A 14,436-nucleotide genomic window follows, 5' to 3' on the forward strand; every position below is an offset into this window, starting at 1 on the left:
ATGTCCGTACACCTGCATTGGTTTCTGCCCACCGGCGGCGACGGGCGGACCCTCGTCGACCGGCATGCCTACACCGACGGCGGGATCCGGCGTGACCGCATCACCCCGGTGAGCGGGGTACGGGCCCCGGATATCGAGTATCTGGCCCAAATCGCCAAGGCTGCCGAGCAGTTGGGGTTCGAGGCGGTGCTCACCCCGACCGGTACGTGGTGCGAGGACGCCTGGCTGACGACGGTGGCGCTCACCCAGGTCACCGAGCGGCTGAAGTTCCTGGTCGCGTTCCGGCCGGGGGTGATCTCGCCGGTGCTGGCGGCACAGATGGCCGCGACCTATCAGCGGATCTCACGCGGGCGGCTGCTGCTGAATGTGGTGACCGGCGGCGACTCGACCGAGCAGAAGCGGTTCGGCGATCATCTCGGCCATGACCGGCGGTATGCCCGTACCGATGAGTTCCTGCAGATCGTACGGGGCGTGTGGGGTGGCCGGCCGTTCGACTTCCAGGGCGAGCACTACCAGGTCGAGGGCGGTCTGACCGCGCTGCCGCCGGACCCGCTGCCGCAGATCTTCTTCGGCGGCTCGTCCGCGGCCGCGGGGCCGGTCGCCGCCCGGAATGTGGATGTGTACCTCACCTGGGGCGAGCCGCCCGAGGAGGTCAAGCGGAAGACCGACTGGATTCGCGGGCTGGCGGAGAAGGAGGGGCGCACGGTCCGGTTCGGCATCCGGTTGCACACGATCTCGCGGGACTCGTCGAAGGAGGCCTGGGCGACCGCCGGCCGGCTGCTGGACGACCTCGACCCGGAGACGGTGGCGGCCGCGCAGCAGGCGCTGGGCAAGAGCGAGTCGGTGGGGCAGCAGCGGATGCTGGCGCTGCACGGCGGCTCCCGCGACAAGCTGGAGATCTCGCCCAACCTGTGGGCGGGGGTCGGCCTGGTGCGCGGTGGCGCCGGGACCGCGCTGGTCGGCAGCCATGCCGAGGTGGCGGACCGGATCGAGGAGTACCACTCCCTGGGCATCGAGCACTTCGTGCTCTCCGGCTATCCGCACCTGGAGGAGGCGTACTGGTTCGGCGAGGGCGTCCGGCCGGAGCTGGCCGCCCGGGGGCTGCTGGATGCGGGCCCCGCTCCGCTGGACGGCGTACCGGCGGCCAATGGCCGGCCGGCGTCCGCGCCGGGTGGTGCACCGCTGCTGATCGCCGGCGGTCGCTGAGCGTCGGAGGGGTCACCGCGGCCGGGCCGAGGGGAAGCGGCAACCGCTCCTCGTCGGCCCGGCCACGGCGCTCTCGGGAATGGTGTGGAGCGCCCTCGTGTACGGAGCGGACGGGCCGGAGCCCCGGAAGGACAGGTGCGCCCAGCGGGAAGACCTGGCCCCCTCCCCCGGTTAGTAGAAACATGAACTACACCGGGGTGCGTGAGGTCGAGGTCGTGGTGGTCGGAGCCGGGCAGGCCGGCCTGGCGGCCGCCTTTCATCTGCGGCGGGTCGGCTATGAGCCCGACCGGGACTTCGTGGTGCTCGATCACTCGCCGCGCCCGGGTGGCGCCTGGCAGTTCCGGTGGCCCACGCTGACGTACGACAAGGTGCACGGGATGCATGCGCTGCCGGGCATGGAGCTGACCGGCGCCGATCAGCGGCACCCGTCGTCCGAGGTGATCGGCGCGTACTTCGACGACTACGAGCGGACCTTCGGGCTGCGGGTGCACCGGCCGGCGAGCGTGACAGCGGTGCGCGAGGGCGGCGGGGTTCCCGTCCGGACGGAGGCTGGCGGGGCCCCTGAGGGAGGGCGGCTGCTGGTCGAGACGTCGGAGGGGGACCATGCGGCGCGGGCGCTGATCAATGCGACCGGGACCTGGGACCGGCCGTTCTGGCCGCGGATCCCCGGGCAGGAGGTCTTCGGCGGCCGTCAGCTGCACAGTGCGCAGTACCGGGGCCCGGAGGCGTTCCGTGCGGCGCGGGTCGTGGTGGTGGGCGGCGGGACGTCGGCCGTACAGCAGCTGCTGGAGATCGCGCCGGTCGCGGCCGCCACGACCTGGGTGACCCGACGGCCGCCGGTGTTCCGCGAGGGACCGTTCGGCGAGAAGCAGGGCCGGGCCGCGGTCGCGCTGGTGGAGGAGCGGGTCCGGCAGGGGCTGCCGCCCCGGAGCGTGGTGAGCGTGACCGGACTGCCGATGACCGAGGCGATCCGGCGGGGCCGGGAGAGCGGCGTGCTGGAGCGGCTGCCGCTCTTCGAGCGCCTGACGCCCACCGGGGCGGTCTGGGGCGACGGGCGCACGGTCGAGGCGGACGTGATCCTCTATGCGACGGGCTTCCGCCCCGCCCTCGACCATCTCGCCCCGCTCCGGCTGCGCGAGCCGGGTGGCGGAATCCGGATGGAGGGCACCCGCACGCTCCGTGACGCGCGGGTGCACCTCGTCGGTTACGGACCGTCGGCGAGCACCATCGGCGCCAACCGCGCCGGCCGTGCCGCGGCCGTCAGCATCCGCAGAATGCTGACGGAGGGAACTCAACCTGCCTACGAGGAAAGGGAGTTGGTGGGCAGCCTCGCCTCGTAGGCCGAGGCGGCGTGCTCCACCAGACCGATCAGCACCTCCTTGCAGGACGCGCGTTCGCGGGCGTCGCACAGCAGCACCGGGGTCTCCGGATCGAGGTCCAGGGCCCGGGCCACCTCCTGCGCCCGGTGGGCACGGACGCCGTCGAAGCAGTTGACGGCGACGACGAACGGGATGCTGCGGTGCTCGAAGTAGTCGATGGCCGCGAAGCTGTCGGCGAGCCGCCGGGTGTCCGCGAGCACCACCGCGCCGAGCGCGCCCTGCGCCAGCTCGTCCCACAGGAACCAGAACCGGTCCTGTCCCGGCGTGCCGAACAGATACAGCGCCAGGTCGTCGTGGATGGTGATCCGTCCGAAGTCCATGGCCACGGTCGTCGTGGTCTTCTGCTGGACCCCGTCGAGCCGGTCGACGGGGCGGCCGGCCTCGGTCAGCCGTTCCTCCGTGTTGAGCGGGCGGATCTCGCTGACGGAACCGACGAGGGTCGTCTTGCCCACGCCGAACCCTCCGGCCACCAGGATCTTGAGGGCCATGAAGGAGTCAGAGCGCGCGGAGTCCATCGATCACTTCCCTGAGTATGTGCGCGTCGGGCAACTGGGCGGGCGGCACCGGGCGGTTGACGCGGATCAGTCCCTCGGCCAGGAGATCGCTCAACAGCACCCGGACCACGCCCAGGGGCAGCCCGGAGTCGGAGGCGACCTCGGCGACCGGTCGCGGGCGTTCGCCGCACAGCGTGAAAATCGTGTGCTGCTCGGGCGACAGCGTGGGGGCCTCGTCCGGGCGGGGTTCGGCCTGCACCACGGCCATCAGATCGAAGGCCGCACTGCTCGGCCGGGCCCGCCCGGCGGTCATCGCATAGAGCCGGACCATCGGCCCCGCTTCGTCGTCGTACCAGCGCGGGGTGGAGTCGGTCATGGCAGGCCGGTCACTCCGATCCTGCGCGCGCGGGGGTACCGAGGTGTGCGCCGACCCGCTTGACGAGCCGGGCCATCTCGTAGGCGACCAGGCCGATATCGGCCTCGGCACCGCCGAACACCGACAGACACGAGCCGTCGCCGGCCGCCACCACGAAGAGGAAGCCGCCCTCCAGCTCGACCATGGTCTGGATGACCTGGCCGGCCGCGAAGTGCCGGCCCGCTCCCTTGGCGAGGCTGTGGAAGCCGGAGGCGATCGCCGCGAAGCGCTCGCTGTCGTCACGGGTCAGTCCGCTGGACGTACCGACGGCCAGGCCGTCACCGGAGAGCACCACGGCGGAGCGGATCTCCAGCACACGGGAGACCAGGTCGTCGAGGAGCCAGTTGAGTTCGCCGGACAGCTGCTGGTCGCCGGTCATGGTGTTTCTTCTCCTCGTGATGCGTTGTCGTTCGTCCCGTCCGGGTGCCGCGGGCCCTGCGGGTGCGGGTGCTCCTGCGGCTCCCGTGGCGTCGGCTGCGGGTGCTGCGGAGGTGTGACCCCGCGACCGCGCGCCCAGCCGGCGCGCAGCGATGCCATGGTGGCGCGGGCCTGTTCCGGGGACCGGCGCGGTGCGGGCGTGCCCTCGCTCCGCGGCACCCACTCGGGCTGCTGGTTCGGACTCGTCCGCAGCTCGGGCACCAGGCTGGCCTGGCGCACCCGGCGTGGCAGCACGGTGTCCGTGTCTGCCGCGGTGCCCTTGTCTGCCGCGGTGCCCGTGTCTGCCGCGGCGTCGGACGGCGGTGCGGGGACGGAGGCGGCGGGTGTGCCGTGCGCGTCCGCGGGACGATCCGCCGCTGAGTCGGCCGCTGCGGGCGGGAGCGCGTTGCGGCGTGGCACCACGGCCGGCGGGACCCGGTGTGCGGCCGGCCGCCGCCGGTGGAAGAGCGAGGCACTCTCCTCGGACCGCTCCGGGCTCCGCGCGTCCGTCGGCTCCTCCTCGTCCGCTCCCGCGGCGAGCAGGGCATCGGGCACCAGCACCACGGCCGTGATGCCGCCGTACGGTGAGGGCTGGAGGGCCACCTTGACGTGCCTGCGGTGGGCGAGCCGGTTGACGACGAAGAGACCGAGCTGTTCGGTGTCCAGCAGGTCGACCTCTTCGGCGTCCTGAATACGGCGGTTGGCCTCGTCGAGCGCCTCCTTGTTCATACCGAGGCCGCGGTCGTGGATCTCCACGGCGATACCGGCACCGACCCGTTCGGCACGCACCTGCACCTTGGTCTGCGGCGGCGAGAACATCACCGCGTTCTCGACGAGTTCGGCCAGCAGATGGGTGAGGTCGGCGACCGCTCCGCCGGTCAGCCGGGTGTCGACGACGGCCTGCACCTCGACCCGCGGGAAGTCCTCCACCTCGGCAACGGCCGCGCGGACCACGTCCAGCAGCGGTACGGGATGGCGCCAGCCCCGTCCGGGCGCGGCGCCGGAGAGGATGATCAGGCTCTCGGCGTGCCGCCGCATCCGGGTGGTGAGGTGGTCGAGCCGGAAGAGGTCCTCCAGTTCCACCGGATCCTCGGTACGGCGTTCCATGGTGTCCAGCAGGGCGAGCTGGCGGTGCAGCAGCAGCTGGCTGCGCCGCGCGAGGCTCACATAGACACCGGAGATACCGCTGAGGGCCTCGGCGCGGCCGGCCGCCGCCTGGAGCGCGGCCCGGTGCACCGCCACCAGGGCCTCGCCGACCTGCCCCACCTCGTCGCGGCCGGTGCCGCGCGCGCCGAGCGGGGCGACGGCATCGATGTCCACCTTCTTGCCCGCATGCAGCAGACGCATGGCGGCGGGCAGATCCCGGCGGGCGACCCGGAGCGCGGAGTTGCGCAGCTCCTCCAGCTCGACGACCAGCCGACGGCCGATCTTGACCGAGATGAGGAGCGAGAGCAGGACGCCGGCCAGGCCCAGGACGACGGCGATCCCGGGTCCGCCGAGGGTGCCGGCGGACAGCGGGTCGGCGTCATGAGCCGCCCCGGTGCTCGCGGCCCGCTGGGCGCTGTGCAGGTCGTGCAGGACGGTGTCGCTGACATCGGTCCAGTGCACGGCGGAGACGGCGGTGGCCGCCGGGGTGCCCGCGCCGGCGTCCCGTACGGCGTTCTCGGCGGCGCGCAGTTCGCGGTAGGCAGCGCCGTCCAGGATCCGGTGGTAGGCCGCGGCGTCCTGGGGGCGCAGATCGTCGACCGCGGCGGTGAACAGTGCGCGCTGGGTGTGCACCGCGCCGGTGAACGCGTCGAACTGCCCCGGTGACATCCGGCCGGAGAGCTGGGCCGCGCCGAGGACCGCGTCCTCACGGGCGAGCGCCTCGCGGGCCCGGGAGAGTTCCAGGACGACGCGCACCTCCGAGGAGACCGCCGTCTTCTCCAGGCCGGTCAGCGCACCGACGGTGGCGAGACCGTCCTCGACGACGCCGGTGTAGCCGGCGACCAGACGGTCCCGGTCGGGCTTGTCCCCGTCGACGCGTCCGCGCAGCGCGGCCAGCCCGTCGGCGTCGTGCAGCAGCCGGTCGATACGGCCGGGCAGCTGGGGGTCGACGGTCGCCGCGTCGGCGCTGCCGGAGGCGATGCCGTCCCGGAGGGCGACCGCGGCGGAGTCGGTGGCCCGCTGCCGTTCACGCAGCGTCTGCTGTCGTCCGGGATCGGGGGAGGCGAGGGCGCGTGCCGCGGCGCTGCGTTCTTCCTGTACGGCGGAGACGAAGTCCCCGACCGGGGCGACGAGGGTGGCGTTGACGTCCTTGAGCCGCTGGAGATCGGAGACGTTCCGCGCGGTGGTGACGGTGGCGGACGCCCAGAGGGCGATCAGGGACACCACGGGGACCATGAGCAGCGCGACGATCTTCGCGCGCACCGATCGGGGCATCAGGCGAATACGGTAATCCGCGGTGAATTTCGGGGACTTGGCAACTGCGGGCAGCGCATGTCTGGGGCGGCCGCTCCCGGGCGGCTGGGCCTCCCCTGTGGGCCCGGAATGGTCCGGGGTCTGTCGTCTGTGCATGAATTCCTCAACAGGTCGGGCGAGATGGGGAGTTCAGTGCTCGTGCAGCGAATCGACGGAGTCGGCTGCGGCACGTTCGCGGGCGGTCGGGGACAGAGCGACAAAGGCCGCTGTGAGGAAGAGAAATGAACCGAGTGCGACGGTCAGCGGAAAGATGAATTCCATTGCGGTGACACCCGTCAACGGCTCTCGGCTGGGCGTCAATTCGATGCGCACAGCCGCCATTCCGGTGTAATGCATGCTGCTGACGGCGAGCCCCATGACGAGGGAGGCCACGACCGCACCGACGGTGCCCCGCACGCTGAGCGCGGCCCACAGGGCGGCGGTGGCGGCGCCGGCGGCGATGACGACCGAGAGCGCGACCAGGGCCGGGTCGAAGTCGACGTGCCCGTGCAGCCGCATGGCCGCCATGCCCAGGTAGTGCATGGCCGCCACGCCGACGCCGGTGCCCAGACCGCCGAGCAGCAGCGAGCGCAGTCCGGGGGCGCCGTAGCCCACGGTGAAGACGCCGGCGCCGACGACCACCATGGCAATCAGCAGGCTGAACACGGTCAGCGGGACGTCGTAGTGGACCGGGCTGCCGGTGACCCCGAAGCCGAGCATGGCGATGAAGTGCATGGTCCAGATGCCGGAGCCGATGGCGACGGAGGCGGTCAGCAGCCAATTTCGGCGTGAGCGCCCCTCGGCCGCTCGCGCCCTTACGGTGCAGCGCAGGCCGAGAGCGGATCCCACGCATGCCATGGCATAGGCGAGAACCGGAGATATCCAGCCCGCGCTGAAGTGGTGCAGGTGGCCCACGGAGTTTCCTTTCGCGTTTTCGGTTCGCGGCGACGGACGCTAACACGTGATCGTCTTGTGAAACTCGGACACCGGCACCGAGAGATTCCGGCGGGAATGTGGAGTTCTTGACGCACCGTTTCACTACCGGCGAGTTCGGTGATCTCACTTTCGGGCATATGTCCGCCATTACCCGGGCGCCCGGCACTTCTGATTGCACGTCAATTCCAGGCGAATACCGCCCGGCTGCATTTCAGCAATGAGATCGAAAATGAGAAAGGTCACGCGCGGCGCGGCCACCATGCCCGCACAAGCTCCACCATGCCCTCCCAAAGGGCGGCAGGGGTGCCATAGGGGACATCGCAGAGACTCCACACGATGCGAACAAACGAACGCGGGAGCGAGTGTTCGCCGGTAAGCATGATCGAAGAGGGAAGGCCTTCAATTGACTCGTAGCGACGAGCCATGATGACGGGGCGCAAGCGACGTGCTGCAGACCGTTACCGCGCCTCCGGTCGATATCCCTTGCTGGACCGGAGAGTTGAGTCCCCCGACTTCAAGGAGACGAATCCCCATGGACATCCTCACCCATCTGCTGGCCAACATCCTGCACTTCGTGGGTTGGCTCGTCTGACAGACCACATCCCCAAGGCGCCGCCCGTCCCTGTCCCGGGACGGGCGGCGCCTTCGTGTCCGCCGGGCCAGGGCCTGTCTTCGGGGTCAGCCGCGGGCCGGGCTGATCCGCAAGACAGGCCCTACTTGTCCAGCTTCTGCCGGGCCGTCTCCGGCAGCGTCAGATAGACGAAGAACGACACCAGGCACAGCGCGGCCACGTACCAGGGGAAGAGATCGGCGTGGCCGGCCTGCTTGAACCAGGTGCCGACGTACGGGGCGGTGCCGCCGAAGAGGGCGACGGTGAGCGAGTACGGGAAGCCGATACCGGCGGCCCGCACCCGCGCGGGGAACACCTCGGCGTTCACGGCCGCGGCGACCGAGGTGTATCCGGTGAGCAGCACCATGCCCGCGCACTGCACCAGCAGGAGCGAGATGAACGCGTCGGTGACCAGGTGCAGCAGCGGAACGGCCAGGACGGCGAAGCCCAGGGAGAAACCGAGCAGCAGCGGTTTGCGGCCGATGCGGTCCGAGAGCATGCCGCCGAGCGGTTGGAGCAGGGCGAAGAAGACGAGCGAGAGGGTTCCGACAGTGAGCGAATCACCCTTGTCGAAACCCGCGTTGACCTGCGCGTAGGTGGGCAGGTAGGTCGTCCAGGTGTAGTAGGCGATGGTGCCGCCCGCGGTGATGCCGCAGATGAGCAGCGACTGGCGGGGGTGGCGGCGCAGCGCCTCGAAGAGGCTGGGGCGGTCGGCCGCCTGCTGCTTGGTGTCGGGGTTCTCCGCGGAGTGGAGGGTCTCCTGGGCGCCGCGCCGGATCCACAGTCCCAGCAGGCTCAGCAGCGCACCGAAGAGGAACGCCACCCGCCAGCCCCACTGCCCCATCTGCTGCTCGGTGAGCAGCGCCGCGAGCAGGGCCGCGGTCCCGGACGCCAGCAGCTGGCCGGCGGTGGTGGACACGTACTGGAAGCTGGAGAACAGCCCGCGCCGGCCGGGCCCCGCCGATTCGACGAGGAAGGTCGTGGAGGCCGCGAACTCACCGCCCACCGACAGGCCCTGCACCAGCCTGGCGATGACCAGCACGAGCGGGGCCAGCACTCCGGTGGTCGCATAGGTGGGGGTGAGCGCGACCAGCAGGCTGCCGCCGCCCATCAGCAGGATGGTGAGGGTCAGTGCGGTCCGTCGTCCGCGGCGGTCGGCGATGGCACCCATCAGCAGTCCGCCGACCGGCCGCATGAAGAAGCCGACCGCGAAGACCGCGAAGGTCGAGAGCAGCGGTACCAGGGAGTTGCCGGCGCCCTCCGGGAAGACCTGCCCCGCGAAGTAGACCGCGAGGAAGGAGTAGGCGTACCAGTCGTACCACTCGACGGCGTTGCCGATCGAGGCGGCGGCCAGCTGCCGCAGTCGTGACGGCGGGCGGGCGCCGCCGGGCGCCCGGTCCTTGGCTATGTGTCCGGCGTTCGACATGGTCCTCCGCTCCCGGTCCTTCTCCTCGGCCTGCTGCTGGGGCAGGATGAGCCGACAGGTGATCATGTACCGCGGAAGCGGATGGCCGCCAGAGGCCGGAGCGGCCGAAAGGAGATGGCAACGTGCGCGTAGCACTGTTCGTCACCTGCATCAACGATCTGCTCCATCCGCGGACGGGGCAGGCGGTGGTGGCGCTGCTGGAGCGGCTGGGGGTGGAGGTCGGCTTCCCCGACGGGCAGAGCTGTTGTGGCCAGCCGCAGTTCAACACCGGATACCGCCATGCGACCGAGCCGTTGGTGCGCCGCTTCGACCGCGTATTCCGGGACTACGAGTATGTGGTCACCCCGTCCGGTTCCTGCGCCGCGATGGTGCGGGACAACTATCCGCGGATCGGGGCGAAGGCGGCGGCCGAGGGGCGCGGACGGGAGCTCGCCGACGCGGCGGCGCTCGCGGTGCCCAAGACGTACGAGCTGACCGAGTTCCTGGTGGATGTGCTGAAGGTGACGGATGTCGGCGCCTATTACCCGCATACCGTCACCTATCACCCCACCTGTCACGGGCTGCGTTTGCTGGGCCTGGGCGACCGGCCGCGGCGGCTGCTGGAACAGGTCAAGGGGCTGGAGCTGCGGGAGCTGCCGGGCGCGGAGGAGTGCTGCGGGTTCGGCGGCACGTTCGCGGTGAAGAACGCGGCGGTGTCGGCGGCCATGGGCGCCGACAAGGTCCGCAATGTCCTGGGCACCGGCGCCGAGGCGGTCTGCACGATCGACAACTCCTGTCTGCTGCACATCGGCGGGACGCTGGCCCGGCAGGGTTCGGTCGTGCGCCCGGTTCATATCGCCGAGATCCTGGCCAGTACGGAAGGGAGCGAGCGATGAGCGGCACCTACCTGGGCATGCCGTCTTTCCCCCGGGCCGCGGCCGCCGCCACCCGCGACACCCGGCTGCGCGCCAACCTCACCCACGCCACCCACACCATCCGTGACAAGCGGGCCAAGGCCGTTGCCGAGCTGGACGACTGGGCGCAGCTACGGGCCGCGGGCGCCGCGGTGAAGGACCGTACGCTGCGCCATCTCGACCACTATCTGGAGCAGCTGGAGGCCGCGGTCGTCGCCGCGGGCGGGCAGGTCCACTGGGCGGTGGACGCGGACGAGGCCAACCGGATCGTCACCCGGCTGGTGCGGGAGACCGGTGAGCGCGAGGTCGTCAAGGTCAAGTCGATGGCGACGCAGGAGATCGGACTCAACGAGGCGCTGGCCGAGGCCGGCATCCGCGCGTACGAGACGGATCTTGCCGAGCTGATCGTGCAGCTCGGCGACGATCTGCCCTCGCACCTCCTGGTCCCCGCGATCCACCGCAACCGTTCCGAGATCCGCGACATCTTCCGCCGGGAGATGGGGAGTTGGGGGCGGCCGGCACCCGAGGGGCTGTCCGACTCCCCCGCCGAGCTGGCCGAGGCGGCGCGGCTGCATCTGCGGGAGAAGTTCCTGTCCGCGAAGGTCGGGATCTCCGGCGCCAATTTCATGGTCGCCGAGACCGGCACCCTGGTCGTCGTGGAGTCCGAGGGCAACGGCCGGATGTGTCTGACCCTTCCCGAGACGCTGATCTCCGTCGTGGGCATCGAGAAGGTGGTGCCGCGCTGGCAGGACCTGGAGGTCTTTCTGCAGCTGCTGCCCCGCTCCTCCACCGCGGAGCGGATGAACCCGTACACCTCCACCTGGACGGGCACGACGGACGGCGACGGGCCGCGGACCTTCCATCTCGTACTGCTCGACAACGGGCGCACCGACACCCTCGCCGACACCGTCGGACGACAGGCGCTGCGCTGTATCCGCTGCTCGGCCTGTCTGAATGTCTGCCCGGTGTACGAGCGGGCCGGCGGGCATGCGTACGGTTCGCCGTACCCCGGCCCGATCGGCGCCATCCTCACCCCGCAACTGCGCGGTATCGAGGGCGCGTTGGAGGCTTCGCTGCCGTATGCGTCGTCACTGTGCGGGGCCTGCTACGAGGTGTGCCCGGTCGCCATCGACATCCCCGAGGTGCTGGTGCATCTGCGCGAGCGGGTCGTCGAAGGTGGGCCGGTCACCCGGCGCGGGGCGCGCACCGTCCTCCAGCCGGCCAAGGGGCATGCCGCGGAGCGGGCCGCGATGCGCGCGGTGGCCTGGGCGTTCGATCACCCGGGCGCGCTGCGTACCGGGGCGCGGCTGGCGGCCCGCACCCGGCGGCTGCATCCACGGCGGCTGCCGGGGCCGGGGCGCGCCTGGTCGGCGACGCGTGAACTGCCCGCGGTACCGGCCGAGTCCTTCCGCGACTGGTGGCAGCGCACCCGCGGTACCTCGTCCGAGCGGCAGGGAGGCGCCAAGTGAGCAGCCGGGACGTGGTGTTGGCGCGGGTGCGCCGGGCGTTGGCGGATGTGCCGCGCGGTGAGGGGCCGGACGGTCCGCCGGTGGCGCGCGACTATCACCGGGTGCACGGGTCCCGTACCGCCGCGCAGGATGTCGACCTGCTCGCGGAGAATCTCGCGGACTACCGGGCGCTGGTGCATCGCAGCACCGCCGAGGAGCTGCCGTCGCTGATCCGCCGCCTGCTGGCGGAGCGCGGGGCACGGACGGTGCTGGTGCCGCCGGGCCTGGATGCCTCGTGGACGGCCGGTGCCGGCGTCACCCTCGTCGAGGACCGCGCTTCGAGCACGCCCCGGGAACTCGATGCCGTGGACAGTGTGCTGACGGGCTGCGCGGTGGCCATCGCGGAGACCGGCACCCTCGTTCTGGACGGCGGCCCCGACCAGGGCCGGCGTCGGATCACGCTGGTGCCCGACCATCACCTCTGTGTCGTCCGGGTCCCTGACCAGGTGGTCGGCTCGGTGCCGGAGGCGCTGCCGCGGCTGGCGCCGGAGCGCCCGCTGACCTGGATCTCCGGCCCGTCCGCCACCAGCGACATCGAACTCGACCGGGTGGAGGGGGTGCACGGCCCGCGGACGCTGGAGGTGATTCTGCTGGCCGCACCCGGGGCGGCGGGCTGAGAGCTGTCCCGTAGGCAGTGTGCGGACGCAGGAAAAGGCCGAGGGAGCCCCCGTGCGGGGGCTCCCTCAGTACGCGCTCGGTCTCGCGCGCGTCAGAGCTTTCCACCGATCTCGCACGCCTGGCACGGCGGCCGGCCGCAGGTGCACTGCATGATGGCCTCAAGCACCTCACGGTCGTGGTAGAGGCACTCGTCCTTGCAGGTGTGGCGCGGGATGAAGCCTGCGGGGATCTCACCGGGCCACGGCTCGTGGCCGTCCCGGCAGCGGAGGAACCGCTCGGGGTCGGTGGAGTGCAGGTCGTGCATGGTCGACCGGGCCTCGTCCTCCAGCTCCCGCACCCGCTCCACCAGGCTCCTGAGCTCGGCGGCAATGCTGGAGTACCGGTCGGAGCCGGTCCGTACGTGTGCGGACCGCAGCGCCATGGCTGCGTTGCCCAGAAATCTGCCGGCATCCTGCAGGTCGGTCACGTGATGCATCTGAATGCCGTTCACGCCTCGTACCCACACGGCGTCCGTGCTGCTCACTGATCCACCTTCCCGGCGTTGGCCTTGGTTTTCTTGCGAAACAGTATGCGCGGCGCCGATGCCTTCACATAAGGGAAAATCCAACTATTTACGGACGCTAAGGGTCTCACCTCGCGCCCGTCCAGGAATTTCGGCGTGAGTCCGCTCACAGGAGGGTGGTGGATCTTTCTGTTGGAATTCCTCCAAAAGCGCTGGATCTTTCAAAGGCCACTGAATATCTTCCGGCGATTTCTCGTGTGCCGCGGCCGCCCTTTGCTCTCAGGCGACCGTGTACGAGCGTGCTCCCGCCCCGGCGAGCCCGCCGCCGTCGACGATCAGGTACTCCTGGCGGACGGGGCGCCCGTCGAGCCAGCACTCCAGGATCTCCCGGGCGCCGGCGGCGTAGCGGGCCTGCGCCGACAGCGTCGAACCGGACACATGGGGGGTCATCGCCTCGTACGGCATGGTGCGCCAGGGATGGTCGGGTGGTGGCGGCTGCGGATACCAGACGTCGCCGGCGTAACCGGCCAGCCGGCCGCTGTTGAGGGCCCTCACCACGGCGTCCCGGTTCACGATGAGCGCGCGTGCGGTGTTGACGATGTACGCACCGCGCTTCATGGCGCCGATCAGCTCGTCGTCGAAGAGGTTCTGCGTCTGCGGATGCAGCGGAGTGTGGATCGACAGCACATCGATCGAGGAGGCCAGCGAGCGGACGTCGGGGTGATAGGTCAGCCCCAGCTCCTCCTCGATGCCCTTGGGCAGCCGGTGCACATCGCAGTAGTGCAGGGCGACCCCGAACGGCTTGAGGCGGCGCAGCACCGCCTGCCCGATACGGCCGGAGCCGAGGACGCCGACGTCCATGCCTTCGATGTCGTAGGCGCGCGACACACTGTCGGCGATGTTCCAGCCCTTCTGGGCGGTCACCCAGTCATGGGCGGGCAGGTAGTTGTGCACCAGGGTGAGGATCTGCATGACGGCGTGCTCGGACACGCTGATGCTGTTGCTGAAGGTCACCTCCGCCACCGTCATGCCGTGGGAGATGGCGCTCGGCAGGTCGACGTGGTCCGACCCGATCCCGGCGGTGATCGCGAGTTTGAGCCGGGGGGCGGCCGCGACGCGCTCGGGGGTCAGATAGGCGGGCCAGAAGGGCTGCGAGATCACCACGTCGGAGTCGGGCAGCTCGCGGTCCAGTGCGGAGCCCGCCCCTTCCTTGTCGGACGTGACGACGAAGGTGTGGCCCCGCTCCTCCAGGAAGCGGCGCAGGCCCAGTTCTCCCGAGACACAGCCGAGCAGCTGTCCCGGGGTGAAATCGATGGCTTGCGGGGTCGGCGCGGTCTGACCGCCCGGATAGCCGGTGATGGTGGGGATCTCGTCGCGGGCGTAATCGGGGGGATAGCCGCCCACGGGGTCCGGATAGAGCACCGCAAGGATCTTTGCCATGGCCGTCCTCCATCGGTGGGGGCCATTGCTCCTGTGAACCGGCCGCTCATCTTGAACCGGCCGGTTCGCCGGTGATCTTGAATTTTAGTCGAGTGGGCCTCGGCGCTGCAATGCCCGTCGATAAGGGACGAGCTGTGCCGGCGGATAGAGATA

General features: G+C 70.7%; 13 protein-coding genes. 5 read left to right on the top strand and 8 right to left on the bottom strand.

The window, feature by feature from the left end:
* Both SLV14N_RS05045 and SLV14N_RS05050 read left to right on the top strand, forming a co-directional pair.
* Positions 1-1,206, top strand: a complete 1,206-nt coding sequence (locus SLV14N_RS05045; protein WP_208679915.1) for an LLM class flavin-dependent oxidoreductase — start codon at positions 1-3, stop codon at positions 1,204-1,206.
* A gap of 182 nt (positions 1,207-1,388) precedes the next feature.
* Complete coding sequence (locus SLV14N_RS05050; protein ID WP_263268286.1) at positions 1,389-2,546, top strand: NAD(P)/FAD-dependent oxidoreductase; 1,158 nt, start codon at positions 1,389-1,391, stop codon at positions 2,544-2,546.
* Here SLV14N_RS05050 and SLV14N_RS05055 read toward each other — a convergent pair.
* The 6 genes from SLV14N_RS05055 to SLV14N_RS05080 form a co-directional block, all read right to left on the bottom strand.
* Positions 2,507-3,100 carry an ATP/GTP-binding protein gene (locus SLV14N_RS05055; protein WP_208679917.1) on the bottom strand — a complete coding sequence of 198 codons (594 nt, stop codon included), beginning with the start codon at positions 3,098-3,100 and terminating at the stop codon, positions 2,507-2,509. The genes SLV14N_RS05050 and SLV14N_RS05055 overlap by 40 nt on opposite strands.
* On the bottom strand, positions 3,081-3,455 hold the full coding sequence (locus SLV14N_RS05060) for a DUF742 domain-containing protein (protein ID WP_263268288.1): 375 nt from the start codon (positions 3,453-3,455) through the stop codon (positions 3,081-3,083). The genes SLV14N_RS05055 and SLV14N_RS05060 overlap by 20 nt, the downstream gene beginning before the upstream one ends.
* Positions 3,456-3,465: 10 nt before the next feature.
* Complete coding sequence (locus SLV14N_RS05065; protein WP_208679919.1) at positions 3,466-3,873, bottom strand: roadblock/LC7 domain-containing protein; 408 nt, start codon at positions 3,871-3,873, stop codon at positions 3,466-3,468.
* Entirely contained in the window at positions 3,870-6,332 is a 2,463-nt protein-coding gene (locus tag SLV14N_RS05070) for an ATP-binding protein (RefSeq protein ID WP_263268289.1), read from the bottom strand. Before SLV14N_RS05070 ends, SLV14N_RS05065 begins: the two co-directional genes overlap by 4 nt.
* A gap of 168 nt (positions 6,333-6,500) precedes the next feature.
* Entirely contained in the window at positions 6,501-7,265 is a 765-nt protein-coding gene (locus SLV14N_RS05075) for an MHYT domain-containing protein (protein WP_263268291.1), read from the bottom strand.
* A gap of 734 nt (positions 7,266-7,999) precedes the next feature.
* Complete coding sequence (locus SLV14N_RS05080) at positions 8,000-9,322, bottom strand: MFS transporter (protein ID WP_263273023.1); 1,323 nt, start codon at positions 9,320-9,322, stop codon at positions 8,000-8,002.
* 122 nt (positions 9,323-9,444) lie between these two features.
* Between SLV14N_RS05080 and SLV14N_RS05085 the strand changes: the two genes are divergently transcribed.
* From SLV14N_RS05085 to SLV14N_RS05095, 3 genes are read left to right on the top strand one after another with little or no spacing between them, the layout of a single operon-like run.
* Entirely contained in the window at positions 9,445-10,197 is a 753-nt protein-coding gene (locus SLV14N_RS05085; protein ID WP_263268293.1) for a (Fe-S)-binding protein, read from the top strand.
* The gene (locus tag SLV14N_RS05090) at positions 10,194-11,684 is read left to right on the top strand and encodes a lactate utilization protein B (RefSeq protein ID WP_263268294.1); all 1,491 of its coding nucleotides are present in this window, start codon (positions 10,194-10,196) and stop codon (positions 11,682-11,684) included. The genes SLV14N_RS05085 and SLV14N_RS05090 overlap by 4 nt, the downstream gene beginning before the upstream one ends.
* Positions 11,681-12,340 (top strand): LUD domain-containing protein, encoded by a 660-nt coding sequence (locus SLV14N_RS05095; protein ID WP_208679924.1) that lies wholly within the window; start codon positions 11,681-11,683, stop codon positions 12,338-12,340. Before SLV14N_RS05090 ends, SLV14N_RS05095 begins: the two co-directional genes overlap by 4 nt.
* A 92-nt stretch (positions 12,341-12,432) precedes the next feature.
* Here the strand turns inward: SLV14N_RS05095 and SLV14N_RS05100 are convergent, their stop codons facing one another.
* Positions 12,433-12,816 (bottom strand): hypothetical protein, encoded by a 384-nt coding sequence (locus SLV14N_RS05100; protein WP_208687705.1) that lies wholly within the window; start codon positions 12,814-12,816, stop codon positions 12,433-12,435.
* Between the two features lie 306 nt (positions 12,817-13,122).
* Positions 13,123-14,283 (bottom strand): NAD-dependent formate dehydrogenase, encoded by a 1,161-nt coding sequence (locus SLV14N_RS05105; RefSeq protein ID WP_208679925.1) that lies wholly within the window; start codon positions 14,281-14,283, stop codon positions 13,123-13,125.
* Between the last annotated feature and the right edge of the window lie 153 nt (positions 14,284-14,436).

Origin of the sequence: Streptomyces sp. Je 1-4 4N24, from assembly GCF_026239515.1 — a bacterium.
GTDB lineage: Bacteria > Actinomycetota > Actinomycetes > Streptomycetales > Streptomycetaceae > Streptomyces > Streptomyces nigrescens.

Coding starts and splice junctions, on each gene's coding strand:
- SLV14N_RS05045 (WP_208679915.1), top strand. CDS start 1: ATGTCCGTACACCTGCATTGGTTTCTGCCCACCGGCGGCGACGGGCGG.
- SLV14N_RS05050 (WP_263268286.1), top strand. CDS start 1,389: ATGAACTACACCGGGGTGCGTGAGGTCGAGGTCGTGGTGGTCGGAGCC.
- SLV14N_RS05055 (WP_208679917.1), bottom strand. CDS start 3,100: ATGGACTCCGCGCGCTCTGACTCCTTCATGGCCCTCAAGATCCTGGTG.
- SLV14N_RS05060 (WP_263268288.1), bottom strand. CDS start 3,455: ATGACCGACTCCACCCCGCGCTGGTACGACGACGAAGCGGGGCCGATG.
- SLV14N_RS05065 (WP_208679919.1), bottom strand. CDS start 3,873: ATGACCGGCGACCAGCAGCTGTCCGGCGAACTCAACTGGCTCCTCGAC.
- SLV14N_RS05070 (WP_263268289.1), bottom strand. CDS start 6,332: ATGCCCCGATCGGTGCGCGCGAAGATCGTCGCGCTGCTCATGGTCCCC.
- SLV14N_RS05080 (WP_263273023.1), bottom strand. CDS start 9,322: ATGTCGAACGCCGGACACATAGCCAAGGACCGGGCGCCCGGCGGCGCC.
- SLV14N_RS05090 (WP_263268294.1), top strand. CDS start 10,194: ATGAGCGGCACCTACCTGGGCATGCCGTCTTTCCCCCGGGCCGCGGCC.
- SLV14N_RS05100 (WP_208687705.1), bottom strand. CDS start 12,816: ATGCATCACGTGACCGACCTGCAGGATGCCGGCAGATTTCTGGGCAAC.
- SLV14N_RS05105 (WP_208679925.1), bottom strand. CDS start 14,283: ATGGCAAAGATCCTTGCGGTGCTCTATCCGGACCCCGTGGGCGGCTAT.